Origin of the sequence: Enterobacter cloacae complex sp. ECL352 (genome assembly GCF_020149545.1) — a bacterium.
Taxonomy (GTDB): Bacteria; Pseudomonadota; Gammaproteobacteria; order Enterobacterales; family Enterobacteriaceae; genus Enterobacter; species Enterobacter asburiae_B.
Genome location: NZ_CP083709.1, coordinates 2979709 through 3004368, shown reverse-complemented (window position 1 = coordinate 3004368; position 24660 = coordinate 2979709). Strand labels below are relative to the sequence as shown.

At 56.3% G+C, this 24660-nt stretch carries 21 protein-coding genes and 1 pseudogene; 4 read left to right on the top strand and 18 right to left on the bottom strand.

Going from position 1 to position 24660, the window contains the following annotated elements:
• Together apaG and apaH are read left to right on the top strand one after the other, a co-directional pair.
• Entirely contained in the window at nucleotides 1–378 is a 378-nt protein-coding gene (gene apaG / locus LBF07_RS14630; RefSeq protein ID WP_023310361.1) for a Co2+/Mg2+ efflux protein ApaG, read from the top strand.
• 4 nt (nucleotides 379–382) lie between these two features.
• A complete protein-coding gene (gene apaH / locus LBF07_RS14625) occupies nucleotides 383–1231 on the top strand; it encodes a bis(5'-nucleosyl)-tetraphosphatase (symmetrical) ApaH (protein ID WP_023310360.1) in 849 nt (282 codons plus the stop codon).
• A 39-nt stretch (nucleotides 1232–1270) separates the two neighbouring features.
• On the opposite strand, the gene folA is transcribed toward apaH, so the two are convergent.
• The 13 genes and pseudogenes from folA to LBF07_RS14560 form a co-directional block, all read right to left on the bottom strand.
• The gene (gene folA / locus LBF07_RS14620) at nucleotides 1271–1750 is read right to left on the bottom strand and encodes a type 3 dihydrofolate reductase (protein WP_008502023.1); all 480 of its coding nucleotides are present in this window, start codon (nucleotides 1748–1750) and stop codon (nucleotides 1271–1273) included.
• A 114-nt stretch (nucleotides 1751–1864) separates the two neighbouring features.
• Nucleotides 1865–3730, bottom strand: a complete 1866-nt coding sequence (kefC, locus tag LBF07_RS14615; protein WP_094934506.1) for a glutathione-regulated potassium-efflux system protein KefC — start codon at nucleotides 3728–3730, stop codon at nucleotides 1865–1867.
• Nucleotides 3723–4253, bottom strand: coding sequence for a glutathione-regulated potassium-efflux system oxidoreductase KefF (gene kefF / locus LBF07_RS14610; protein WP_024907429.1), 531 nt, complete (start codon nucleotides 4251–4253; stop codon nucleotides 3723–3725). The genes kefC and kefF overlap by 8 nt, the downstream gene beginning before the upstream one ends.
• Nucleotides 4254–4356: 103 nt before the next feature.
• The gene (locus LBF07_RS14605) at nucleotides 4357–4590 is read right to left on the bottom strand and encodes a YgdI/YgdR family lipoprotein (RefSeq protein ID WP_023310357.1); all 234 of its coding nucleotides are present in this window, start codon (nucleotides 4588–4590) and stop codon (nucleotides 4357–4359) included.
• Nucleotides 4591–4728: 138 nt separating this feature from the next.
• Nucleotides 4729–7953, bottom strand: a complete 3225-nt coding sequence (gene carB, locus LBF07_RS14600) for a carbamoyl-phosphate synthase large subunit (RefSeq protein WP_094934505.1) — start codon at nucleotides 7951–7953, stop codon at nucleotides 4729–4731.
• Nucleotides 7954–7971: 18 nt separating this feature from the next.
• On the bottom strand, nucleotides 7972–9120 hold the full coding sequence (carA, locus tag LBF07_RS14595) for a glutamine-hydrolyzing carbamoyl-phosphate synthase small subunit (RefSeq protein ID WP_010427050.1): 1149 nt from the start codon (nucleotides 9118–9120) through the stop codon (nucleotides 7972–7974).
• A gap of 453 nt (nucleotides 9121–9573) precedes the next feature.
• Complete coding sequence (gene dapB / locus LBF07_RS14590) at nucleotides 9574–10395, bottom strand: 4-hydroxy-tetrahydrodipicolinate reductase (RefSeq protein ID WP_094934504.1); 822 nt, start codon at nucleotides 10393–10395, stop codon at nucleotides 9574–9576.
• A 205-nt stretch (nucleotides 10396–10600) separates the two neighbouring features.
• Nucleotides 10601–11551 (bottom strand): 4-hydroxy-3-methylbut-2-enyl diphosphate reductase, encoded by a 951-nt coding sequence (gene ispH / locus LBF07_RS14585; RefSeq protein WP_024907425.1) that lies wholly within the window; start codon nucleotides 11549–11551, stop codon nucleotides 10601–10603.
• A 1-nt stretch (nucleotide 11552) separates the two neighbouring features.
• A complete protein-coding gene (fkpB, locus tag LBF07_RS14580; protein WP_003856450.1) occupies nucleotides 11553–12002 on the bottom strand; it encodes an FKBP-type peptidyl-prolyl cis-trans isomerase in 450 nt (149 codons plus the stop codon).
• Between the two features lie 52 nt (nucleotides 12003–12054).
• Nucleotides 12055–12555: a signal peptidase II gene (lspA, locus tag LBF07_RS14575; protein ID WP_094934503.1), complete on the bottom strand. Its 501-nt coding sequence runs from the start codon at nucleotides 12553–12555 to the stop codon at nucleotides 12055–12057.
• Nucleotides 12555–15371 carry an isoleucine--tRNA ligase gene (gene ileS / locus LBF07_RS14570; RefSeq protein WP_094934502.1) on the bottom strand — a complete coding sequence of 939 codons (2817 nt, stop codon included), beginning with the start codon at nucleotides 15369–15371 and terminating at the stop codon, nucleotides 12555–12557. The genes lspA and ileS overlap by 1 nt, the downstream gene beginning before the upstream one ends.
• Nucleotides 15372–15416: 45 nt before the next feature.
• A complete protein-coding gene (gene ribF, locus LBF07_RS14565; RefSeq protein WP_023310350.1) occupies nucleotides 15417–16343 on the bottom strand; it encodes a bifunctional riboflavin kinase/FAD synthetase in 927 nt (308 codons plus the stop codon).
• 7 nt (nucleotides 16344–16350) lie between these two features.
• Nucleotides 16351–16569 (bottom strand): annotated as a pseudogene (locus LBF07_RS14560) (DUF2575 domain-containing protein).
• A gap of 101 nt (nucleotides 16570–16670) precedes the next feature.
• Between LBF07_RS14560 and rpsT the strand changes: the two are divergent.
• Nucleotides 16671–16934: a 30S ribosomal protein S20 gene (gene rpsT / locus LBF07_RS14555; RefSeq protein ID WP_003856458.1), complete on the top strand. Its 264-nt coding sequence runs from the start codon at nucleotides 16671–16673 to the stop codon at nucleotides 16932–16934.
• Nucleotides 16935–16991: 57 nt separating this feature from the next.
• On the opposite strand, the gene nhaR is transcribed toward rpsT, so the two are convergent.
• The 4 genes from nhaR to dnaK all read right to left on the bottom strand — a co-directional run bounded on the left by nhaR (nucleotide 16992) and on the right by dnaK (nucleotide 22444).
• On the bottom strand, nucleotides 16992–17891 hold the full coding sequence (gene nhaR / locus LBF07_RS14550; RefSeq protein WP_033144600.1) for a transcriptional activator NhaR: 900 nt from the start codon (nucleotides 17889–17891) through the stop codon (nucleotides 16992–16994).
• A gap of 58 nt (nucleotides 17892–17949) precedes the next feature.
• The gene (nhaA, locus tag LBF07_RS14545) at nucleotides 17950–19125 is read right to left on the bottom strand and encodes a Na+/H+ antiporter NhaA (RefSeq protein WP_039260856.1); all 1176 of its coding nucleotides are present in this window, start codon (nucleotides 19123–19125) and stop codon (nucleotides 17950–17952) included.
• A 172-nt stretch (nucleotides 19126–19297) separates the two neighbouring features.
• Nucleotides 19298–20443, bottom strand: a complete 1146-nt coding sequence (gene dnaJ / locus LBF07_RS14540) for a molecular chaperone DnaJ (RefSeq protein ID WP_094934501.1) — start codon at nucleotides 20441–20443, stop codon at nucleotides 19298–19300.
• Nucleotides 20444–20530: 87 nt separating this feature from the next.
• Nucleotides 20531–22444, bottom strand: coding sequence for a molecular chaperone DnaK (gene dnaK, locus LBF07_RS14535; protein WP_023310346.1), 1914 nt, complete (start codon nucleotides 22442–22444; stop codon nucleotides 20531–20533).
• 296 nt (nucleotides 22445–22740) lie between these two features.
• On the opposite strand from dnaK, the gene satP reads away from it, so the two are divergent.
• Nucleotides 22741–23307, top strand: a complete 567-nt coding sequence (satP, locus tag LBF07_RS14530) for an acetate uptake transporter (RefSeq protein WP_023334461.1) — start codon at nucleotides 22741–22743, stop codon at nucleotides 23305–23307.
• Here the strand turns inward: satP and LBF07_RS14525 are convergent.
• On the bottom strand, nucleotides 23284–24606 hold the full coding sequence (locus LBF07_RS14525; RefSeq protein WP_048975063.1) for an MFS transporter: 1323 nt from the start codon (nucleotides 24604–24606) through the stop codon (nucleotides 23284–23286). The genes satP and LBF07_RS14525 overlap by 24 nt on opposite strands.
• Nucleotides 24607–24660: the final 54 nt, after the last annotated feature.

The window sequence follows — 24660 nt, the reverse complement described above, 5'->3', positions numbered from 1 at the left end:
ATGATTGATTCGCCCCGCGTATGTGTCCATGTACAAAGCGTCTATGTTGAATCACAGTCCTCACCGGACGAAGAACGTTTTGTTTTTGCTTACACCGTGACCATTCGCAATCTGGGGCGGATGCCCGTGCAGCTGCGCGGGCGCTACTGGCTTATCACTAACGGCAATGGCCGCGAAATCGAAGTTCAGGGCGAAGGTGTGGTCGGTGAACAGCCCCACATCGCCCCTGGCGAAGAGTACCAGTACACCAGCGGCGCGGTGATTGAAACGCCGATGGGTACCATGCAAGGCCATTATGAAATGGTCGACGTCGATGGCAATGATTTCCGCGTTGCCATTCCTGTGTTCCGTCTCGCCGTAACTACACTCATTCATTAATCTAATGTCTACATATCTGATTGGCGACGTTCACGGTTGCTACGATGAACTGATCGCATTATTAAAACAGGTCGACTTTACGCCAGGACAGGACACGCTCTGGCTGACGGGCGATTTAGTCGCGCGTGGCCCCGGCTCCCTTGAAGTATTACGTTTCGTCAAATCGCTGGGCGACAGCGTCCGCATGGTGCTGGGCAATCACGATCTGCATCTGCTGGCGGTTTTCGCCGGGATCAGCCGCAACAAACCTAAAGATCGCCTCACCCCGCTGCTGGATGCGCCGGACGCGGACGATCTGATTAACTGGCTGCGCCGTCAGCCCCTGCTGCAGATCGACGAAGAGAAAAAGCTGGTCATGGCGCATGCCGGGATCACCCCGCAATGGGATCTTGAGACGGCGAAAACCTGCGCGCGTGACGTTGAGGCGGTGCTGGCAAGCGACTCGTATCCTTTCTTCCTCGATGCCATGTACGGCGATATGCCGAACCACTGGAGCGAGGATCTCAGCGGTCTGGCCCGTCTGCGCTTTATCACCAACGCGTTCACCCGCATGCGCTTCTGCTTCCCGAACGGACAGCTGGATATGTATTCCAAAGAGACGCCGGAGAGCGCGCCCGCGCCGCTCAAGCCGTGGTTTGCCATTCCGGGACCGGTGACAAGCGAGTACAGCGTGGTATTTGGCCACTGGGCTGCACTGGAAGGAAAAGGCACACCGGAAGGGATTTACGGTCTGGATACCGGATGCTGCTGGGGCGGAGAGTTAACCTGCTTACGCTGGGAAGATAAAGCTTACTTTGTGCAGCCGTCCAACCGACAGCTGGACCTGGGGGAAAGCGAGGCCGTTGCCTCCTGATACGTAATTCCCTCTCCCGGCCGGGAGAGGGAAAATCACTTAACGACGTTCCAGAATCTCGAAGCAGTAGCTGTGGGAGTTCTGTGCATCCGCGTCGTGGAATTCGCTGAATACCGATTCCCACTCGTCCGGATCGTAGTCCGGGAAATGAGTATCCCCTTCCACTTCTGCATCAATGTGGGTCAGATAGAGCTTCTGCGCTTTTGGCAGGAACTGCTCGTACACGCGCCCACCGCCAATCACCATGATCTCTTCGGCATTGCCGCATGCAGCAATCGCCTCGTCTACTGATTTTACCCATTCGACGCGATCGTCAGTGCCCGGCTGGCTGCTGATAACGATATTCTTACGGCCCGGCAATGGACGACCAATCGACTCCCAGGTCAGGCGGCCCATCACTACCGGCTTGTTTAACGTAGTACGTTTAAACCATGCGAGATCGGCAGGCAGGTTCCACGGCATGGCATTTTCCATACCGATAACGCGGTCCACCGCCAGCGCTGCAATCAGACTGATCATTGAAAATTTCCCGGATGCAAAAAATTGCCGCCACTATACGGAAAGCTTAATCTTTCGTCGACTGGCGGCAGGGTAAAGATAAAGAAATTTTTTAATATTGCTGGCAACTCCACTTCACGCGGAAGGTTTACTCTCGGGCTCGTCAGCCGGATCGCCGGTATGCTTGCCCTCTTCCGTGCCCTGCCAGCCATGACGCTGGATCAGCGACAGGTGGTTACGGTCCTCGTTAATGATTTCCGTCAGCATCGCGCTGGTGCGTTTGAAGACCGCCGCACGCTCGGTGGCGGTACTGCCGGCCATCGCCGCCATCTCTTCGACCATCTCGGTATTAAAGCGGCGGAACAGGTCTGCCCGTTCGCGTGCTTCATACGCGCCGAGCCCCAGGTTTTCCAGCGCCATGCGGCCAGACTTCAGCGCACCTTCGAAGGTTTCACGCTCGGGCGCGTCTACGCCCGCCTGCCGCAGCCGGATGTAGTGATCCACATCGCGCGCGCGGGAGATAATAGTCAGCGCCGGGAAATGCTCTTTTACCAGCTCCACCATCTGCATGCTGGTTTCCGGATCGTCAATGGCGTTAATTAACACCTCGGCTTTTGCCGCCCCGGCGGATTCCAGCAGATCGACGCGGGTTGCATCCCCGTAAAACACCTTCATATCAAATTTACGCAGGGTATCGACATGGTCGGGGTCGTGATCGAGGATGACCATTTTCACCCCGCTCGACAGCAGTAAACGACCCACGATCTGCCCGTAGCGGCCAAATCCGGCGATGATGACGCGCGGCTGCTCCTCGTCGATCTCGTCGGCCTCGCGCTCCTGCCCGCTGTCCGATTTTTCCAGGCGCGTCAGTACCACCAGCAGCACAGGCGTCGCCGCCATCGACAGGGCGACCGCCAGCGTCAGCGCTTTCGCCCACTCGGGATCGAGCACGTTTGCCATCTGCGCGGCGCCAAAGACCACGAACGCAAATTCACTCCCCTGCCCCAGCAGCACGGCGAACCAGCGGCGCTGCCTGCCCGGCACGTTCAGTGGGCGAGCAATCAGCCACAGCATCACCATTTTAATGACCAGGAAGCCGACGAGCAGGATGACGATCCGCAGCGGATGCATCACCAGCGTGCCGAAGTCGACGGACATCCCGACGCCGATGAAAAACAGTCCCAGCAGCAACCCTTTGAACGGCTCGATATCGCTTTCCAGCGCGTGACGGTATTCAGAGCTCGCCAGCAGAACGCCTGCGAGGAACGCCCCCATCGCCATCGACAGCCCGGCCTCCTCCAGGAGCAGACCGAAGCCAAACACCAGGAACAGCGCCACGGCGCTGAACACTTCGCGCAGGCCAGAACGGGCGACAAACCTCAGCAGCGGGCGGGTCACGTAGCGGCCAAGCAGCACCACCAGCGCCAGCGCGCCCGCCACCTTCAGCGCCGACAGCGCGAAAGCGCCCAGCGTGGTAGAGGAACCACTGGCCGCCAGCAGCGGGATCATCGCCACCAGCGGGATAGCGGCAATGTCCTGGAACAGCAGCACGGAGAACGCGCTGCGTCCCATCTGGGAGACCGTCAGATTTCGCTCGTTCATCGCCTGCATGGCAATGGCCGTTGAGGAGAGCGCCAGCGTCATGCCGATGAGCTCTGCCACTTTCCAGTCCATTCCTAACAGGATGCAGAACCCGCCCAGCAGCAGGCCGCAGGCCACCATCTGCAGCGCTCCGCCGCCAAATACCGAGGCGCGAAGCTTCCACAGCCGCTGCGGGTCGAGCTCCAGGCCAATCACAAACAGCATCAGCACCACGCCAATTTCAGCGAAATGGAGAATCGCCTCGGCATCCGTGACCAGTCTAAAGCCCCACGGCCCAATGACGCAGCCCGCAATCAGGTAGCCAAGCACCGAGCCCAGCCCCAGGCGGACCGCCACGGGCACAATCAGCGCCGCCGCGCCGAGGTAAATCAGCGCCTGTATTAGCGTATGGCTATCCATGGTGCGCCTCCTGCCACTCAAGTAAGCGTTGTTTATAATGACGAGCCTGCGCCTGCAGCGTTTCATCGTCGCAAACAAACGTGCAGTGCATCGCAAACGGCGGGAGCCAGTTCAGACCGCAATAGAGCGCGGTCGCCTGCAGCGGCTGCGCCAGGACGTCAAAACCCGGGAAGGAACCGATATCAAAATGGCTTTCCCCACCGCCGGTGGTGACCGCCCACATCAGGCTTTTTCCTTTTAGCGCATTGCCGTTGTGGCCATACGCCCAGCCGTGGGAGAAGACTTTATCAATCCACAGTTTCAGGAGCGGGGGCGTGCTGTACCACTGCATTGGATGCTGCCAGATAATCAGATCGGCACGGGAAAGCGCCTCCTGTTCGGCGGCGATATCGATATTAAAATCGGGATAAAGTTGATAGAGGGAACGTATCTCTACGTTATCAAGCGTCCTTACCTGCTCAAGCATCCGCTTATTCGCATGCGAGTGCTGCGGATAAGGATGGGCATAAATTATCAGAATCATTGATTAGCCTGTTGTTACTGCTTTCTTTTAACAAAAGAGTGTAGTCAGTAATTCAACAGGCTAATAGTGAATATTATTGACGGGCTTACGTCAGAATTCTGAATTAGTTATCCAGCTCGCCCATGGATTTCACCTGGTCACGGTTGATCTGCTCGGTTTGACCGGTTTCGGCGTTTTTGTACGACACCAGACCGGTATCGTCATCCACCTGAGGTTTGCCGTCGGTGACAATGGTTTTGCCATCGGTGGTTTTTACGGCCTGATTAGACGAACAGCCCGCAACGGTAAACATTGTCGTGGCAGCCAGAACGGAAGCGATCAGTAATTTATTTTGCATGGTGTTTTCCCCTGCTCTCAGTTGAATTTCGTTATCGACCTAACCATTTTAGGCTAACTGACTGAAAGCGGATGAAAAACCAGAAGGTTCTGAAGATGGGAGAATGCCCGGCAGCCGAACGGCACCGGGCATTTTTACTTATTTGCTAATCTGCGCGTGCATTTCCTGCACTGAAATCACCTTCTCGGTGGCATCCGCGTTCAGCGCCATGGCCGTTGCGAAACCGCCGTTCAGGGTGGTGTCGTAGTGCACTTTGTACTGCAGCGCGCTGCGGCGAATCAGCTTGGAGTCTTCAATCGCCTGGCGGCCTGCGGTGGTGTTGATGATGTAGGTGTATTCGCCATTCTTGATACGGTCCTGAATGTGCGGACGACCTTCATGCACCTTGTTCACCAGACGCGGGTTGATGCCGGCTTCGCCCAGCACAATCGCGGTACCGTGGGTCGCGTCCAGCTCGAAGCCCTGTTTCAGCAGCTTGGCGGCCAGGTCAACCACGCGCTCTTTATCGCCTTCACGAACGGAGAGCAGCGCACGGCCTGATTTTCTCATGGTGGAGCTACTGCCCAGCTGCGCCTTCGCGAACGCTTCTGCGAAGGTGCGGCCCACGCCCATCACTTCCCCGGTAGAGCGCATTTCTGGCCCTAACAGCGGGTCAACGCCCGAGAATTTGTTGAACGGCAGCACCACTTCTTTCACCGAGTAGTACGGTGGAATGATCTCTTTGGTCACGCCCTGCTGCGCCAGCGTCTGGCCCGCCATCACGCGCGCCGCCACTTTCGCCAGCGGTACGCCGGTGGCTTTGGAGACGAACGGTACGGTACGTGCCGCACGCGGGTTGACTTCAATCAGGTAGACTTCGTTGTCTTTCACCGCAAACTGGACGTTCATCAGACCGCGAACCTGCAGCTCGAAGGCCAGCTTCTGCACCTGCTGGCGCATCACGTCCTGAATCTCCTGGCTCAGCGTGTACGCCGGCAGAGAACAGGCGGAGTCGCCGGAGTGCACGCCCGCCTGCTCGATGTGCTCCATGATGCCGCCAATCAGCACCATTTCGCCGTCGCAGATGGCGTCAACGTCCACTTCCACCGCGTCGTCGAGGAAGCGGTCGAGCAGCACTGGCGCATCGTTGGAAACACTCACCGCAGTCTGGAAGTAGCGACGCAGGTCGGCCTCGTCATACACGATTTCCATCGCGCGGCCGCCCAGCACGTAGGAAGGACGCACCACCAGCGGGTAGCCAATCTCTTTCGCCTTCTCAACGGCCATTTCAATGGCGGTGACGGTGGCGTTCGCCGGCTGTTTCAGCTTCAGACGGTCAACCGCCTGCTGGAAACGCTCGCGGTCTTCCGCACGGTCAATCGCGTCCGGGCTGGTGCCGATAACCGGCACGCCTGCTGCTTCCAGCGCGCGCGCCAGCTTCAGCGGGGTCTGGCCGCCGTACTGCACGATAACGCCTTTTGGCTTCTCGATGCGCACGATTTCCAGCACGTCTTCCAGGGTAACCGGCTCGAAGTAGAGGCGGTCAGAGGTGTCGTAGTCGGTAGAGACGGTTTCCGGGTTACAGTTGACCATGATGGTCTCGTAACCGTCTTCGCGCAGCGCCAGCGAGGCGTGTACGCAGCAGTAGTCGAACTCGATGCCCTGGCCGATACGGTTTGGACCGCCGCCCAGCACCATAATCTTGTCGCGGTCGACGGACGGGTTCGCTTCGCACTCGTCTTCATAGGTGGAGTACATGTAGGCGGTGTCGGTCGAGAATTCAGCCGCACAGGTGTCCACGCGCTTGTAGACCGGGTGCAGGTCGTACTGGTCGCGCAGCTTGCGGATTTCCGCTTCGCGCACGCCCGCCAGCTTAGCCAGACGCGCATCGGCGAAGCCTTTACGCTTCAGCACGCGCAGGAAGTCAGCGTCCAGGCCGTTGATGCCCAGTTCAGCGACCTGTTCTTCCAGACGCACCAGCTCTTCAATCTGCACCAGGAACCAGCGGTCGATGTTGGTCAGGTTGAACACGCCGTCGACGGACAGGCCCGCACGGAAGGCATCGGCGATATACCAGATACGCTCTGCGCCCGCGTCTTTCAGCTCGCGGCGGATTTTGGTCAGCGCTTCCGGGTCGTCCAGGCTCACTTTCGGGTCAAAGCCGGTCGCGCCCACTTCGAGACCGCGCAGCGCTTTCTGCAGTGATTCCTGCTGCGTGCGGCCAATCGCCATCACTTCACCGACAGATTTCATCTGGGTGGTTAGACGGTCGTTCGCGCCTGCGAATTTCTCGAAGTTGAAGCGTGGAATTTTGGTCACAACGTAGTCGATTGACGGCTCGAAGGACGCTGGGGTGCGGCCACCGGTGATGTCGTTCATCAGCTCGTCGAGGGTATAACCCACCGCCAGCTTCGCCGCCACTTTCGCAATCGGGAAGCCGGTCGCTTTAGAAGCCAGCGCGGAGGAACGGGACACGCGCGGGTTCATTTCGATAACAATCAGACGGCCTGTTTTCGGGTTAACGGAGAACTGCACGTTAGAACCACCGGTTTCCACGCCGATTTCACGCAGTACCGCCATCGAGGCGTTACGCATGATTTGATACTCTTTGTCGGTCAGGGTCTGGGCTGGCGCAACGGTGATGGAGTCACCGGTGTGGATACCCATCGCATCGAAGTTTTCGATGGAGCAGACGATGATGCAGTTGTCGTTTTTATCACGCACCACTTCCATCTCGTACTCTTTCCAGCCAATCAGCGATTCATCAATCAGCAGCTCTTTGGTTGGGGAGAGATCCAGACCGCGTTCGCAAATCTCTTCGAACTCTTCGCGGTTGTAGGCGATACCGCCGCCGGTGCCGCCCATGGTGAACGATGGACGGATGATGCACGGATAGCCCACGTCAGCCGCGACGGCCAGCGCTTCTTCCATGTTGTGTGCGATACCGGAACGCGCGGTGTCGAGGCCGATTTTCTTCATCGCCACGTCGAAGCGGCGACGGTCTTCTGCTTTATCAATCGCGTCGGCGGTCGCACCAATCATGGTCACGCCGAACTCTTCCAGCACGCCCTGACGCTCCAGCTCCAGCGCACAGTTCAGCGCCGTCTGGCCGCCCATGGTTGGCAGCACCGCGTCCGGACGCTCTTTCTCGATGATTTTACGCACCACTTCCCAGTGAATCGGCTCGATGTAGGTTGCATCAGCCATTTCCGGGTCGGTCATGATGGTTGCCGGGTTAGAGTTCACCAGGATAACGCGGTAACCCTCTTCACGCAGGGCTTTACACGCCTGCGCGCCGGAGTAGTCGAATTCGCAGGCCTGGCCGATGACGATCGGGCCAGCGCCAAGGATCAGGATGCTTTTTATGTCTGTACGTTTTGGCATTGTCTTCTCGGCTCCTGATTATTTAGCGGTCTTACGGTATTGCTCGATAAGTTCGATGAAGTGATCGAACAGCGGCGCGGCGTCGTGTGGGCCCGGGCTGGCTTCCGGGTGACCCTGGAAGCTGAATGCTGGCTTATCGGTGCGATGAATCCCCTGCAGAGTGCCATCGAACAGCGACTTATGGGTCACGCGCAGGTTAGCCGGCATCGAGGCTTCATCGACGGCAAATCCGTGGTTCTGCGCGGTGATCATCACCGTGTTGTTATCGATGTCTTTCACCGGGTGGTTACCACCGTGGTGGCCGAACTTCATCTTAACGGTGTTCGCACCGCTCGCCAGCGCCAGCAGCTGATGGCCGAGGCAGATGCCGAATACCGGGATGTCGGTTTCCAGGAAGGACTTGATGGCGGCGATGGCGTAATCGCACGGCGCCGGGTCGCCAGGGCCGTTGGACAGGAAAATACCGTCCGGATTCATCTTCAGCACGTCTTCGGCAGACGTTTGTGCCGGAACCACCGTCAGGCGGCAGCCGCGGTCAACCAGCATGCGCAGGATGTTGCGCTTGGCGCCGAAATCGTAGGCCACCACGTGGAACGGCAGCTCGCTCTCTTTTTTCGCTTCCGGCAGGTCGCCTTCCAGCGTCCAGCTACCCTGAGTCCAGCTGTAGGCTTCAGCGGTCGTCACTTCTTTCGCCAGGTCCATGCCGTTCAGGCCCGGGAAGGCTTTCGCTTTTTCCAGCGCCAGCGTCGCATCGAGGTTATCACCCGCGATAATGCAGCCGTTCTGTGCACCCTTCTCGCGCAGCAGACGCGTTAACTTACGGGTATCGATATCGGCAATCGCCACGATGTTATGGCGCTTCAGGTAAGAAGAGAGGTCTTCGGTATTGCGGAAGTTGCTGGCAATCAGCGGCAGGTCGCGGATGACCAGGCCTTGCGCATGTACCTGAGAAGATTCTTCGTCAGCCGCATTGGTGCCGACATTGCCGATATGAGGATAAGTAAGAGTAACGATTTGGCGAGAATAGGAAGGATCAGTGAGGATTTCTTGATAACCGGTCATTGAAGTATTGAAAACGACTTCCCCAACCGCCGAACCCGTTGCCCCTATGGCCCGACCGATAAACTGGGTTCCGTCTTCCAGAACCAATAGCGCTGACTTAATCAAAACACCCTCCAGAGAATATTCACTCACTTTATTTGCATATTAATTCATAGCATGTCATGGATCAATGCAAATGTGTTGCCAGCGGATTTTTGGCAAACGGCGGCATTCTGGGGATTTGGTGGGTAAAAGTCAACTTAAAACGGATATTTTGTTTACTCTTTTGCAAGCCTGGCGAGTGGAATGCGGCTTAAGCGACAAAAAGATCAGGTAAATCACTGCGGAAAACGCTTGCGTGCCAGGTTTAATGAAAAATGAGCTAGCGCAGCACTATAAAGTGGACCAGATGGTCAAAATTTACATTTCAGTAACGTTAAAACACCAAAAGAGATAGATATTCAGAGGATTAAGCAAAAATAATCCATGAAACAGATAAAATAAAAGGGCAATAAAATATTGCCCTATGCAATCAAACAATTACGACTGCAATAACCACATCACGATGGGTAATAATGCTTACAAATTATTGAGATCGAGCACATCTCGCATATCAAAAAGGCCGTTTTTCTTGTTTTTCAGCCACAAAGCGGAACGTACCGCACCGTTGGCGAACGTCATTCGACTGGAGGCTTTATGCGTAATTTCGACGCGCTCGCCAATATCGGCGAACATCGCCGTGTGTTCGCCGACGATGTCACCCGCTCGCACGGTTGCGAAGCCAATGGTGCCAGGAACGCGTTCGCCGGTGTAACCTTCACGGGTATAGACCGCGCAGTCTTTTAAATCTTTATCAAGTGCATGAGCAATCGCTTCGCCCATCGCCAGCGCCGTACCCGATGGCGCATCAACCTTGTAACGGTGGTGAGCTTCTACGATCTCGATATCGGTATAGTTGCCCATCACCTTCGCGGCCTTCTCCAGCAGCTTCAGCATGACGTTAACGCCCACGCTGAAGTTTGCCGCGAAGACAATCGCAATCTCTTTTGATGCATCCTGGATAGCCTGCTTGCCCGCATCGTCAAAACCGGTGGTGCCGATCACCATCCCCTTGCCGTGCTGGCGACAAAACGCCAGATGCGCGAGCGTCCCTTCCGGGCGGGTAAAATCGATGAATACATCGAAGTCCTCTTTTACCGCTTCCAGGCTGCTTTGCACGGTAACGCCCGTGTGGCCTGCGCCTGCCAGCTCACCGGCATCGGTCCCCAGTAGCGACGAACCTTCACGCTCCAGTGCCGCGCCAAGCGCGACGCCATCCGTCTGAAGTGCCGCCTGAATAAGCTGACGGCCCATACGTCCACCCGCGCCCGCAATGGCGACACGGATCTGTGCATCATGCATAGTTATTCTCTTACGTTAAAATGATGTAAACCGTTTTCAGATTAACCAGCCTTGAGAAGCACTGCCAACTGAAAACACCGATAATTAGAATTTAACGTGAAACCGACTTAAATATCAGTAAAAGACATGATTTTGTCGTCACGATAAAGTAACGGGTAAAAAAAAGGCCAGCACAGGAGGTGCTGGCCTTTCATCAGAAAAAGGTCTATTCGACTTCGCGGGCGTCGATGCGCAGTTCTTTCGGGACTTCGAAAACGATGTTCTCTTCACGTCCTTCCAGCGGCACCGCTTCGCCACCGCCCAGCTCCTGCAGACGGGAAATGACGTTCTGTACCAAAATATCTGGCGCAGACGCCCCGGCCGTCACGCCGACACAGGCCGCGTGCTTAACCCACGCCTCCTGAATATCCGACGCGTCATCAATCAGGAAAGCCGCTTTCCCCATGCGTTGCGCCAGTTCGGCCAGACGGTTGGAGTTAGACGAGTTTTTGGAGCCGACTACCAGCACCACGTCCGCCTGTTCAGCCAGTGCGCGCACCGCTTCCTGACGGTTAGTGGTCGCGTAGCAGATATCATCCTTACGCGGACCGACGATTTTCGGGAAGCGCTGGCGCAGGGCGTCAATCACGTCTGAGGTATCGTCTACGGAGAGCGTCGTCTGGGTCATAAACGACAGACGGGCTTCATTTTTCACGTTCAGCGTTAACACATCTTCAGGCGACTCAACCAGATACATACCCCCTTCCGGGTTGCTGTACTGGCCCATGGTGCCTTCGACTTCCGGATGCCCGGCATGGCCAATCAGAATCGACTCTTCACCACGACGGCTGGCGCGCGCCACTTCCATATGCACTTTTGTCACCAGGGGACAGGTGGCATCGAATACGGTCAGATCGCGGCTTTTTGCTTCGTTACGTACCGCCTGAGAGACGCCGTGCGCGGAGAAGATCAGGATCGCACCGTCCGGCACTTCGCTGATTTGTTCAATGAAGATGGCGCCGCGCTCGCGCAGGCTGTCGACCACGTAGCGGTTGTGCACCACTTCGTGACGCACATAAATCGGCGCGCCGTAAATCTCCAACGCGTTTTCAACAATGCTGATAGCGCGGTCTACACCGGCGCAGAAGCCGCGCGGGTTAGCCAACAGGATCTGCATTTCAGGCCTCCAGTGCAGGATCGATTTCCAGCACTTCAACATCAAAATGAACGGTACGCCCGGCAAGCGGATGGTTGAAGTCAACGGTAATAGAGTCGCCGTTGATCTCGCGGATCACGCCAGGCATTTCGCTGCCGTCCATAGCGGTAAAGAGCATAATCGCTCCGATCTCCGGTTCACCCGCGTCCATAAACTCGCGGCGCGAGAAATACTGGATCAGGTCCGGACTCGGCACGCCAAACGCGGCATCCGGCTCCAGCGAAAAGGCTTTTTTCTCACCCTCTTTCAGGCCCAGAAGCTGCTGCTCAAGACCTTCAGACAGGGAGGTATCTCCAAGACGAAACAGGGCCGGTTTGCCGTTATTGCGGGTGGATTCGGCCGTGGAGCCGTCATCCAGCTTCAGCGTGAAGTGAACGAGAACCGCGCTGTTGCTCTGTACGGATTTAGACATGCAAATTGCTCGCTTGTTTTGCCCGGTAGCATTACGCCACCGGGCGAGTGTGTTACGCCTGCTCTTTCGCGGTCGGTTTAGGCAAGAAGCCTTCCAGCACGATTAACGCCGCACCGATACAAATTGCCGTATCGGCCAGGTTAAAGGTCGCGAAGTGCCAGTCGCCGACGTAGAAGTCGATCATATCGACCACAAAGCCGTGCCACAGGCGGTCAAACAGGTTGCCCAGCGCGCCGCCAATGATCAGCGCGTAGGCAATGTTATTCAGCTTTTGCGTGGCCTTCGAGCGGTACATCAGCACCGCGAGGATCACGCAGATACCGAGAGCGATACCCGCAAAGAACCAGCGCTGCCAGCCACCGCTGTCGGCAAGGAAACTAAACGCTGCGCCGTAGTTACGCGCGTAGTGCAGGTTAAGCGACGGGAACAGCGGAACCGTCTCCCCCAGAGCAAAATTCTGGAGGATCAGGAACTTGCTGCCCAGATCGATAATCAGCACCACCACAACCAGCCACAGCCAGCGCAGTCCTGTTGAACAGAGAGTTTTACTCATCAGGCAAACTTACGTTTTTCGCCGTCACCGGCGACGTTGCTTACACAGCGTCCGCAGATGTCTGCGTGTTCCGCCACCTGGCCAACATCGGTGGTGTAATGCCAGCAACGCGGGCATTTCTCACCGTCGGCTTTGCTCAGCGCGACTTTCAGTCCTTTGAGCAGCTCGCTCTGCTGAGCATCAGCAGAAGCTTCGGCATAATCCGCAACTTTCGCACCGGAGGTCAACAGGACAAATCGTAATTCATCGCCCAGCGCCGTCAGCTTCGCCGCCAGCTCCGGTTCGGCATACAGCGTAACTGCCGCTTCCAGAGAGCCGCCGACTTTCTTGTCCGCGCGCGCCTGCTCGATAACCTTGTTCACTTCGCCACGCACTTTCAGCAGCTCGTCCCAGAAGGCATCGTTCATCGCTTCGGTGCTGGAGAGATCGAACAGACCTTCGTACCACTCGCCCGTGAACACATACTTCTCACGGTCGCCCGGCAGGTAGCCCCAGATTTCATCCGCGGTGAAGGACATGATCGGCGCCATCCAGCGCACCAGCGCTTCTGCGATGTGGAACAGCGCGGTCTGGCAGCTACGACGCGCCACGCTGTCCGCTTTCGCGGTGTACTGGCGGTCTTTGATGATGTCGAGGTAGAACGAGCCCATCTCGATGGAGCAGAAGCGCATCAGGCGCTGCACCACTTCGTGGAAGTCGTAAGACTCATAGGCTTTCAGGATATCTTCCTGCGCCGCTTTCGCGCAGCCTACCGCCCAGCGGTCCAGCACCACCATCTCTTCCGGTTTCACCATGTCTTTTGCCGGATCGAACCCGTTCAGGTTCGCCAGCAGGAAGCGCGCGGTGTTACGGATACGGCGATAGCTGTCGGCAGCACGCTTCAGGATCTCGTCAGACACCGCCATTTCGCCGGTGTAATCGGTAGAGGCCACCCACAGACGCAGAATGTCTGCGCCCAGCTTGTTCATCACATCCTGCGGAGAAACGGTGTTACCGATAGATTTGGACATCTTACGGCCCTGACCATCCACGGTGAAGCCGTGAGTCAGTACCTGACGGTAAGGCGCTTTACCCTTCATGGCGGTGGAGATCATCAGAGATGACATGAACCAGCCGCGGTGTTGGTCAGACCCTTCCAGATACATATCGGCAGCGTGACCGGCAAATTCCGGACGCACGTCAACCACGGAGGAGTGGGTAGACCCGGAGTCGAACCACACGTCCAGGGTATCCGGCACTTTCTCGTAGTTGTCTGCGTCAGCGCCCAGGATGTCGCGGGAGTCGAGATCCCACCACGCCTGAATGCCGTCAACTTCGACGCGCTTCGCCACTTCTTCCATCAGTTCCAGGGTGTTCGGGTGCAGCTCCTGCGTCTCTTTATGTACGAACAGAGACATCGGCACTCCCCAGGTACGCTGACGGGAGATACACCAGTCAGGACGGTTAGCCACCATGGATTCGATACGCGCCTGGCCCCAGTCAGGGATCCACTGCACGCCTTTGATCTCTTTCAGAGACTGCTCGCGCAGGCCTTTCTGATCCATGCTGACGAACCACTGCGGGGTCGCACGGAAGATGATCGGGGTCTTATGACGCCAGCAGCACGGATAGCTGTGCTGCATTTTTTCAACGTGCAGCAGCGCGCCGCTGGTGCGCAGCATGTCGACGATGATGTCGTTCGCTTTGAAGACGTTGATACCGTCCAGCGCCGGATAGGTGCCAGGCAGGTAAGATCCGTCCGGACCAACCGGGTTAGCGATTTCCAGACCGTACTTCAGGCTGATGTTGTAGTCGTCAGGACCATGGCCACCGGCGGTATGCACCGCACCGGTACCCGCTTCCAGCGTCACGTGGTCGCCCAGGATCGCCGGAACGTCGAAGTCCAGGAACGGGTGCTTGAAGCGCATCAGCTCCAGCGCGTCGCCTTTCACGGTGCCCAGCACGGTGTAGTCGCTGATATGCGCGCGCTTCAGCACGCTCTCAACCAGATCTTTCGCCAGGATAACCGCCTGACCGTCAATCTGAACCAGCGCGTATTCGAACTCACCGGACAGGGAGATCGCACGGTTCGCCGGCAGGGTCCACGGGGTGGTGGTCCAGATCACCAGAGAGATCGGGCCATTTACCGAGGAGACGCCAAATTTAGCCTTCACCGCATCCTGATCGACAGCGTTGAACGCCACGTCGATAGACGGAGAGGTTTTGTCGTAATATTCAACTTCCGCTTCTGCCAGCGCAGAACGGCAGTCCACGCACCAGTGCACCGGCTTAGCGCCTTTGTGCAGGTGGCCGTTACCGATGATTTTGCCCAGCGCACGGATGATGTTGGCTTCAGTTTTGAAGTCCATGGTCAGGTACGGGTGCGACCAGTCGCCCAGCACGCCCAGACGGATGAAGTCAGCGCGCTGACCGTCAACCTGCGTGGCTGCGTATTCGCGGCACTTCGCACGGAACTCGGCGGCGGTGAACTTCTCACCCGGCTTGCCGAACTCTTGCTCCACTTTCAGCTCGATTGGCAGACCGTGGCAGTCCCAGCCCGGAACGTAAGGCGAGTCATATCCCGTGAGGCCTTTGGACTTCACGATAATGTCTTTCAGAATCTTGTTAACCGAGTGACCAATATGAATGCTGCCATTCGCATATGGAGGGCCATCATGCAGAATGAAGGTTTTTTTGCCTTTTTTGGCTGCACGAATGATGCCGTACAGGTCATCATCGGTCCAACGCGCCAGCATTCCCGGTTCGCGCTTGGCGAGATCGCCGCGCATCGGGAACCCTGTTTCCGGCAAATTCAGGGTTGATTTATAGTCACTCATCAGATTCTCGGTTCCGTATTTATCACGTAGGCAGTTAAGCCGGGTTCAAAGCCCAAAAAACTCGCGGGCCGTCAATTCATCTCGCGCAATTTGCGCTTTTAGTTCATCCAGCGAACCAAATCGCTGCTCGTTGCGTATTTTTTTACGCAGTATCACATCTATATGGCGACCATAGAGGTCCATTACAACGTCCAGCAGGTGCACTTCTAACTGTTGACGCACACCGGCGACGGTCGGACGCGTGCCAATGTTGGCGACGCCGTAGAACGGTTTATCGCCCAGTCCTGCCACTTCCACCGCATACACCCCTTTAACCGGGGAAACCTGACGACGCAGCGGTATATTCGCCGTCGGGAAGCCTATCGTGCGGCCCAACGCATCGCCATGGACCACGCGGCCAGAGATGGTGAACGGATGGCCCAGCAGGGTTTCTGCCGTGTCCAGGTCATCATTAGCCAGCGCCTGACGCACCGCCGTGCTGCTGACGCGCACGCCGCCTTCGCAGAAGGTCATCGCGCTGGTGACGTCAAATCCATACTCCAGACCAGCCTTCTGTAATAGCAAGAAATCGCCCTGACGACCAGCGCCAAAGCGGAAATCATCGCCCACGGCAAGAAACTGTACGCCAAGACGCTTAACCAGCAGGTCGCTGACGAAATTTTGTGCTGTCAGCGCGGCAAAGCGACGATCGAAACGTAAACACAATACATAGTCCACGCCGGACTCCGCCAGATAGCGCAATTTCTCGCGCAGGCGAGTGAGTCGGGCGGGAGATTTATCGCCCGCGAACAGCTCCAGCGGCTGCGGCTCGAAAATCATCACTACAACGGGCAGGCCACGGGCCTCCCCTTCTTTACGCAATCCCTGCAACAGCGCCTGATGACCACGATGCACGCCGTCGAAATTACCAATAGTCAGCACGCACCCGTGTGGCGCGCTGCTGAGATTATGTATGCCGCGTATCAGCTTCATGTCTGGCTCAAAACAGTGAAAATCGCCAAAGTATACCTTGTACAGCGGTTAAGGTTAACCGGCGATTGTTCGTGCAAAACAGAAAGCCGTAATGATTTCATCAGGCTGACCTTTCGCAGCGAAAAAATCTGCTCCTGAACTGCGATTTTTATGCCGAAAGGCTGTATTCAGGGAAGACAAGCTGGTAGAATCCTGCGCCATCACTACGTAACGTAGCGTCGCTAATTAACGGCGCTTATTTGCACAAATCCATTGACAAAAGAAGGCAAAGAGGGCATATTCCTCGGCCTTTGAATTGTCCACATAGAACATATTTGGGAGTTGGACTTGGCTAATATCAAATCAGCTAAGAAACGTGCCGTTCAGTCTGAAAAGGCTCGTAAGCACAACGCAAGCCGTCGCTCTATGATGCGTACTTTCATCAAGAAAGTATACGCAGCAATCGAAGCAGGCGACAAAGCTGCAGCGCAGAACGCATTTAACGAAATGCAACCAATCGTGGATCGTCAGGCTGCTAAAGGTCTGATCCACAAAAACAAAGCAGCGCGTCATAAAGCAAACCTGACCGCGCAGATCAACAAACTGGCTTAATCGCTACTTGCTGTTGCTTGTTTAAAGAACCCGCTTAACGCGGGTTTTTTTATGCCTTCAGATTGCCGGTGGCGTAAACAGCGCCGAGTAGTCACGGTTGCAGATTCGCTGCACCGCCGGGTGCTGAATCATTCTTTCGGCAAATATGGCGTGATACTCCTCCATCACGTTATCCACTCTGCCTATCTCCGTAATCTTGTCGTCTGAATAGAGATCGTGCGCGTACAGCGTCGGCGCAACGAAGATCGCATTATGCGCTTCGCCAAAGGCTTTCATCAGCGCCGCATCGTCGAACTCACCGAGGATTTCTACCTTCAGCCCCTGCGAATTAAACCAGTTCAGCAGCTTGCGTCCGAGCATTGAGCGTCGCCCAGGCACCAGCAGGCGACGCTCTTCCAGGCAGGCCGGGAAAGTTTTCTCCGGCGGCGGGTTGATACACCAGAAGCTCACGCCACATTCGCCAATCTTCACCGAGAACAGCCCTTCCTGCTGGGTGGAGTCAATCGGGCAGTCCGAGATAATCATGTCCAGCTTGTGCTGGCTCAGCTGTTCCAGCAGCATCTCGTGGGTGGATTCAAAGCAGCGCAGGTGGATTTGCTCGTCTTCAACTACCGCCGCATCCAGCACGCCGCTCACCAGCCGCTTGGACAGCGCATCCGCCACGCCCACGTCAAAGAGCAGGTTCGACTCTTTGCGGTAGTTGACGATATCCAGCATCTCCTGGCTCAGTGTGAACATTTTGTCCGCATAGCGGAAAACCAGTTCACCCAGTTCGCTGGGTTCAATCCCACGCCCCTTACGCTTGAACAGCTTGCCCTGCAGACGCTCTTCCAGGGCCTTGATTTGCCCGGTGATGGTTTGCGGCGTCAGGTAGAGCGCCTCTGCCGCCCCCACCACCGAGCCCTGTTTATAGACGTGCCAGAAGTAGTACAGATGGTTGTAATTTAAATGAGACATCGCGTCTTCTCTCCCTGAGTGTGTATCGGGAGAAGGATCGCCTCCTCCCGGTGTTCCGTTATGCCTGGACGGCCTGTCCGGACAACTTCACCTTCAACAAGGTATAACCGATTACCGCGGCCAGTAATGACCCGATGAGAATGCCGAGTTTAGCCCAGACGATAAGCTCAGGCGCATGCGTACCAAACGCCAGTGTCGAAATAAAGATCGACATCGTAAACCCGATGCCACACAGCACGCCGACGGCCATAATTTGCGAAAACGTGGTGCCATGCGGCAATGACGCCAGCTTCAGCTTCGTCGCCAGCCAGCAGAAGAGGCTAATGCCCAGCGGCTTACCGATAAACAGCCCGGCAATGATGCCCAGCGGCAGCACGGACGTCAGCCCGTCCAGCGTCACGCCGCCGAGGGAAACGCCCGCGTTGGCAAACGCAAACAGCGGCAGGATCATAAAGGCAACCCACGGGTGCAGCACGTGCTCCAGCTGTTTGGCAGGCGACTTGCCGTCCTGCGGTTTAAGCGGCACGAAGAAGCCCACAATCACGCCTGCCAGCGTGGCGTGCACGCCGGATTTAAGCACCGCCGTCCACAGCACCATCCCCACCAGGATATAGATACCGATGCGGCGAACATTGAAGATATTCAGCAGCGCCAGCACCGCAATCGCCCCGGCGGCGACGCTCAGGGACAGGATCGACAGATCGCTGGTGTAGAACAGCGCGATAATCACAATGGCGCCCAGGTCATCGATGATCGCCAGCGCCATCAGGAAGATTTTCAGGGCTACCGGCACGCGGCTACCGAGCAAGGCTAAGACACCGAGCGCAAAGGCGATATCCGTCGCGGCCGGGATCGCCCAGCCGTCACGCGCAACAGGATCCTGCCAGGTGAACGCCAGGAAGAGCAACGCCGGAACGACCATTCCGCCAATCGCTGCGATCACCGGAAACGCCGCGCGCTGGCGGCTGGCAAGCGAGCCCAGAACCAGCTCACGCTTAACCTCAAGACCCACCAGCAGGAAGAACACCGCCATCAGCGCATCGTTGATCCACAGCAGCATGTTCTTGTTAATTTCCAGCGCCCCGACCTTCAGCTCAACGGGCGTTTCCAGAAATGCATGGTAGAGATCCTGCGTGATGCCAAGGTTAGCCAGCACCATCGCGGCCGCTGCGGCAATAATCAGGATCACACCACCGGACGCCTCACTGCTAAAGAAACGGTGTAGTAATTTCATTTAAGTTCTCTCTTTTACAACAATACCTCGATAAAACCATAATACCAAGCCAAATAGCTCGGCAAAAACAGATTAATGTTGAGTATAGACTCAGTTTAACCGAGCTATACGCGCAAATAAAAAAGCCCGGAATCGCTTCCGGGCTTTGAGAAGATGAAAACCAGCTAACGAATTAGCGGGTCAAATCATCGAAGAACTTTTTGACGCCATCGAAGAAGCTTTTGGAACGCGGGCTGTTTTTCTCGCCCGTCGGGCCGCCAAAGCTTTCCTGCAGCTCTTTCAGCAGCTGTTTCTGCTTGTCGTTCAGGCCAACCGGCGTTTCGACGACGACGCGGCAAAGCAGGTCGCCCTGGGCGCCACCGCGAACGGATTTAACGCCTTTCCCGCGCATGCGGAACAGCTTACCGGTCTGGGTTTCGCCAGGCACTTTCAGGTTCACGCGACCGTCCAGCGTTGGCACTTCGATTTCGCCACCGAGTGCCGCCATCGCGAAGTTGATCGGCACTTCGCAGTACAGGTTATTACCTTCACGCTCGAAGATGGCGTGCTGTTTCACCTGCACCTGAACGTACAGATCGCCTGCCGGTGCGCCGTGCTCGCCTGCTTCGCCCTCACCGGCCAGACGGATGCGGTCGCCCGTATCGACGCCAGCTGGGATCTTAACGGACAGAGTTTTGGTTTTCTCAACGCGACCGTGGCCGTGGCATTTGGTGCACGGATCTTTAATCAGCGTGCCGCGACCGTGACAGTGCGGACAGGCCTGCTGTACCGCGAAGAAGCCCTGGCGCATCTGTACCTGACCAGAGCCGTGACAGGTTGGACAGGTCTGAGGCTGTGTGCCCGCTTTCGCGCCGCTGCCGTGGCAAACGTCACACTCTTCCAGCGTCGGGATACGGATCTCTTTGGTTACGCCGCGAACGGCCTCTTCCAGCGTCAGCTCCATGTTGTAGCGCAGGTCCGCGCCGCGCGCCGCGCGCTGACGACCACGGCCGCCGCCGAAAATGTCGCCAAATACATCGCCAAAGATATCGCTGAAGTCAGCGCCGCCGCCAAAGCCGCCGCCGCCGAATCCACCGCCGCCCATGCCGCCCTGTTCAAAGGCAGCGTGACCGTACTGGTCATAGGTCGCACGTTTTTGTGCATCGGTCAGGACTTCGTAGGCTTCTTTGATCTCTTTAAATTTGGCTTCAGCCTCTTTGTCACCCTGGTTACGGTCCGGGTGGAATTTCATGGCCAGGCGCTTGTACGCCTTTTTGATTTCACGCTCTTCCGCAGTTTTCGGAACGCCTAAAATCTCGTAATAGTCTTGCTTTGCCATTGGTTTTTTTAAGCCCCTTAACATGCGAGCACGGGCGTGGAGAGTTCTCCTACGCCCGTGCCGATTAATTACCCTGCATCAGGGCGATTATTTTTTATCTTTAACTTCTTCGAACTCAGCGTCGACAACGTCGTCGTCTTTCGCGTTGTTCGCCGAAGCGTCAGCGCCCGCCTGCTGTTGAGCGTGCTGCTGCTGAGCGATTTCCATCAGCTTCTGAGAAGCCTGTGCCAGTTCCTGCATCTTCGCTTCAATGTCTGCTTTATCTTCACCTTTCAGTGAGGATTCCAGCGCGCTCAGTGCAGCTTCGATAGCAGTCTTGTCTTCCGCTGGCAGTTTATCGCCTGCTTCTTCAACCTGCTTACGGGTGCTGTGCAGCAGATGGTCACCCTGGTTACGGGTCTGAACCAGCTCTTCGAACTTACGGTCGGATTCCGCGTTAGCTTCGGCATCGCGAACCATTTTTTCGATTTCCGCTTCGTTCAGGCCAGAAGATGCCTTGATGGTGATCTTCTGCTCTTTACCGCTGTTTTTGTCTTTCGCAGACACGTGCAGGATACCGTCAGCATCGATGTCGAAGGTCACTTCGATCTGCGGCATGCCGCGCGGTGCCGGGTTAATACCGTCCAGGTTGAACTGACCCAGAGATTTGTTATCCGCCGCACGCTTACGCTCACCCTGAATCACATGAATGGTTACCGCAGACTGGTTGTCTTCAGCGGTAGAGAACACCTGGCTGTGTTTCGTTGGGATGGTGGTGTTTTTGTTGATGAGCGCAGTCATCACACCGCCCATGGTTTCGATACCCAGAGACAGCGGGGTAACGTCCAGCAGCAGTACGTCTTTAACTTCACCGGTCAGTACGCCCCCCTGAACCGCAGCGCCGATTGCGACCGCTTCGTCCGGGTTAACGTCTTTACGTGGCTCTTTACCAAAGAACTCAGCCACTTTCTTCTGAACCATTGGCATACGCGTCTGACCACCGACCAGGATAACGTCCTGGATATCGGATACGGACAGGCCAGCGTCCTGCAGAGCAACTTTCAGCGGCTCGATTGAACGGTTCACCAGGTCTTCTACCAGGCTTTCCAGTTTCGCACGGGTCACTTTGATGTTCATGTGTTTAGGACCGGTCGCGTCTGCAGTGATGTACGGCAGGTTCACGTCGGTCTGCTGAGCGGAAGAAAGTTCGATCTTCGCTTTCTCAGCGGCTTCTTTCAGGCGCTGCATGGCCAGCGGGTCGTTACGCAGGTCAATGCCCTGATCTTTCTTGAACTCGTCAACGAGGTAGTTGATCAGACGGGTATCGAAGTCTTCACCACCCAGGTGGGTATCACCGTTGGTTGCCAGAACTTCGAAGGTTTTTTCGCCATCAACTTCGTCGATTTCGATAATAGAGATATCGAAAGTACCACCACCCAGGTCGTAAACCGCGATAGTACGGTTGCCAACTTCTTTATCCAGACCGTAAGCCAGTGCAGCAGCGGTTGGTTCGTTGATGATACGTTTTACTTCCAGACCTGCGATACGGCCAGCATCTTTGGTTGCCTGACGCTGAGCATCGTTGAAGTACGCAGGAACGGTAATAACAGCTTCAGTTACCGGTTCACCCAGGTAATCTTCAGCGGTTTTCTTCATTTTTTTCAGCACTTCAGCAGAAATCTGCGGTGGTGCAGTTTTGGTGCCTTTCACATCAAGCCATGCATCGCCGTTATCTGCCGCGATGATTTTGTAAGGCATGATGGAAACGTCACGCTGAACTTCTTCGTCCTGGAAGCGGCGGCCGATCAGGCGTTTAATCGCAAACAGGGTGTTTTGCGGGTTTGTCACTGCCTGACGTTTAGCCGGCTGACCAACCAGAGTTTCACCATCCTGGGTATAAGCAATGATAGAAGGCGTGGTGCGATCGCCCTCGGCGTTCTCCAGCACGCGTGCAGTAGTGCCATCCATAATCGCTACACAAGAGTTGGTAGTACCCAGGTCGATACCAATAATTTTACCCATCTAAACGTCTCCACTAAAAATTCAGTCAACATGTGGTTGTGTACCTGTAATAAGGGCAGAACGTGCTTTTTCAACTGCCCAGATTTGATTTTTTTCAGGTCCACACACTGCGGTTGACTACAAGATGGGGTCGCGACGGCATCCATCAAGGGGCAAGCATAAAAAAAATTTTAATTTCACCCTGATGAGATCATAGACGCCACCGATTGCGCCCATTATGATGCCGCGCCCAGTCAGGGAGAACTGACGCGGGTTTAACCATTTCACCATATTAATGATGATTTTTTTGAGGACTTATGGGCAACACTAAGTTGGCTAATCCGGCTCCGCTGGGCCTGATGGGTTTTGGCATGACCACTATCCTGCTGAACCTGCACAATATCGGGATGTTCCCGATGGATGGCATCATCCTGGCGATGGGCATTTTTTACGGCGGTATCGCGCAAATCTTCGCGGGCCTGCTGGAATATAAGAAAGGCAATACCTTCGGCTTAACCGCCTTCACCTCTTACGGTTCTTTCTGGCTGACCCTGGTTGCCATTCTGCTGCTGCCTAAAATGGGCATGGCAGACGCGGCAAACGCCCACTTCCTGGGCGTTTACCTGGGCCTGTGGGGCGTCTTCACCCTGTTCATGTTCTTCGGTACCCTGAAAGGTAACCGCATGCTGCAGTTCGTTTTCCTGAGCCTGACCGTGCTGTTCGCCCTGCTGGCGATCGGACACCTGGTGGATAACGAAGGCATCGTTCATGTTGCAGGCTGGATTGGTCTGGTTTGCGGCGCAAGCGCTATCTACCTCGCAATGGGTGAAGTGCTGAACGAGCAGTTTGACCGCACCATTCTACCGATTGGTGAAAAACACTGATCCCTCTGTCGTGTCCGCTTCGCGGGCACGACATCCCTTCATCTGCCCCAGCCAAATCCCTAATCCCAGCCCCATCAGCGAGAGCGCGAGTACATACCAGGCTGGTGCCATCGGCGAAACGCCCATCAGCACCGTCACCGCAATCGGCGTCAGCCCGCCGAAAATGGCATACGACACGTTGTAGGAAAATGAGATCCCGGTGAAGCGTACTTCCGGCGGGAAAGCTCGCACCATGACGTAAGGCACAGCACCCACTACGCCCACGCACAGCCCCACCACGCCGTACAGCAGGAACAGCTGTTCAGGATGGCTGCCTGCCAGATGGTAAAACGCCCAGCTTGATGCGGCCAGTAACAGGCTGCCGACGATAAAGGTAACGCTGGCGCCGAAACGATCTGCCGCCAGCCCGGCGGCCAGACAGCCAAAGCAGAGCATGATTGTCGCGATACTGTTCGCCTGTAACGTCACGGCAGGGGCGAAACCGTACTGCTTTTGCAGCCACACCGGGGACATCAATATCACCACCACAATGCCCGCCGAAAGCAGCCAGGTGAGCAACATCGACACCACCACCGCTTTTTTATGACGTACCACGACCGCCTTCACCGGCAGCTCCTGCGCCAGCGCTTTGCGCTGCTGCATCTCGAGGAAAATCGGCGTCTCCTGCAGCCAGCGGCGCAGGTACATCGCGACCAGACCAAACGCCCCGCCCAGCAGGAACGGAATACGCCAGCCCCAGTCGTGCACGGCCTGCTGCGTCATGCTGGTGTTTACAATTGTCGCGACGACGGAACCGAGCAAAATCCCTACCGTTAAGCCCGCGGTTAAGGTTCCGCAGGCGATTCCAATGCGGCGCGCCGGAACATGCTCCGCGACAAACACCCACGCGCCCGGCACTTCACCGCCAATCGCCGCGCCCTGAAGAACGCGCATCAGCAACAGCAGCAACGGAGCGAGAATGCCCATCGAGGCATAGGTGGGCAGCAGACCAATAGCCAGCGTCGGCACGGCCATCAGCAGGATGCTAAGGGTAAACATCTTCTTGCGCCCGACCAGATCGCCAAAGTGGGCCATGATAATGCCGCCCAGCGGACGCGCCAGATACCCGGCGGCAAAAATGCCGAAGGTTTGCACCTGACGCAGCCAATCCGGGATATCCGCCGGGAAGAAGAGTTCTCCCACGACGGCGGCGAAGAAGACGAAGATGATAAAGTCGTAAAACTCCAGCGCACCGCCTAAGGCCGCGAGCGTGAGAGTTTTGTAGTCCTGTCGATTCAGAGGTCGTGTGTTATGTGACATAGCGAACCATTTTGCGTTTGTTGTGGATTTATTTTTACAGCAGTCGTAAAGAAA

What these genes read in the sequence shown, in the direction of transcription:
- fkpB (WP_003856450.1), bottom strand. Translation starts at nt 12,002, where the DNA reads ATGTCTAAATCCGTACAGAGCAACAGCGCGGTTCTCGTTCACTTCACG.
- ribF (WP_023310350.1), bottom strand. Translation starts at nt 16,343, where the DNA reads ATGAAGCTGATACGCGGCATACATAATCTCAGCAGCGCGCCACACGGG.
- dnaK (WP_023310346.1), bottom strand. Translation starts at nt 22,444, where the DNA reads ATGGGTAAAATTATTGGTATCGACCTGGGTACTACCAACTCTTGTGTA.
- carB (WP_094934505.1), bottom strand. Translation starts at nt 7,953, where the DNA reads ATGCCAAAACGTACAGACATAAAAAGCATCCTGATCCTTGGCGCTGGC.
- satP (WP_023334461.1), top strand. Translation starts at nt 22,741, where the DNA reads ATGGGCAACACTAAGTTGGCTAATCCGGCTCCGCTGGGCCTGATGGGT.
- lspA (WP_094934503.1), bottom strand. Translation starts at nt 12,555, where the DNA reads ATGAGTAAAACTCTCTGTTCAACAGGACTGCGCTGGCTGTGGCTGGTT.
- dnaJ (WP_094934501.1), bottom strand. Translation starts at nt 20,443, where the DNA reads ATGGCAAAGCAAGACTATTACGAGATTTTAGGCGTTCCGAAAACTGCG.
- ispH (WP_024907425.1), bottom strand. Translation starts at nt 11,551, where the DNA reads ATGCAGATCCTGTTGGCTAACCCGCGCGGCTTCTGCGCCGGTGTAGAC.
- folA (WP_008502023.1), bottom strand. Translation starts at nt 1,750, where the DNA reads ATGATCAGTCTGATTGCAGCGCTGGCGGTGGACCGCGTTATCGGTATG.
- nhaR (WP_033144600.1), bottom strand. Translation starts at nt 17,891, where the DNA reads ATGTCTCATTTAAATTACAACCATCTGTACTACTTCTGGCACGTCTAT.
- kefC (WP_094934506.1), bottom strand. Translation starts at nt 3,730, where the DNA reads ATGGATAGCCATACGCTAATACAGGCGCTGATTTACCTCGGCGCGGCG.
- LBF07_RS14605 (WP_023310357.1), bottom strand. Translation starts at nt 4,590, where the DNA reads ATGCAAAATAAATTACTGATCGCTTCCGTTCTGGCTGCCACGACAATG.
- LBF07_RS14525 (WP_048975063.1), bottom strand. Translation starts at nt 24,606, where the DNA reads ATGTCACATAACACACGACCTCTGAATCGACAGGACTACAAAACTCTC.
- apaH (WP_023310360.1), top strand. Translation starts at nt 383, where the DNA reads ATGTCTACATATCTGATTGGCGACGTTCACGGTTGCTACGATGAACTG.
- apaG (WP_023310361.1), top strand. Translation starts at nt 1, where the DNA reads ATGATTGATTCGCCCCGCGTATGTGTCCATGTACAAAGCGTCTATGTT.
- ileS (WP_094934502.1), bottom strand. Translation starts at nt 15,371, where the DNA reads ATGAGTGACTATAAATCAACCCTGAATTTGCCGGAAACAGGGTTCCCG.
- nhaA (WP_039260856.1), bottom strand. Translation starts at nt 19,125, where the DNA reads ATGAAATTACTACACCGTTTCTTTAGCAGTGAGGCGTCCGGTGGTGTG.
- kefF (WP_024907429.1), bottom strand. Translation starts at nt 4,253, where the DNA reads ATGATTCTGATAATTTATGCCCATCCTTATCCGCAGCACTCGCATGCG.
- dapB (WP_094934504.1), bottom strand. Translation starts at nt 10,395, where the DNA reads ATGCATGATGCACAGATCCGTGTCGCCATTGCGGGCGCGGGTGGACGT.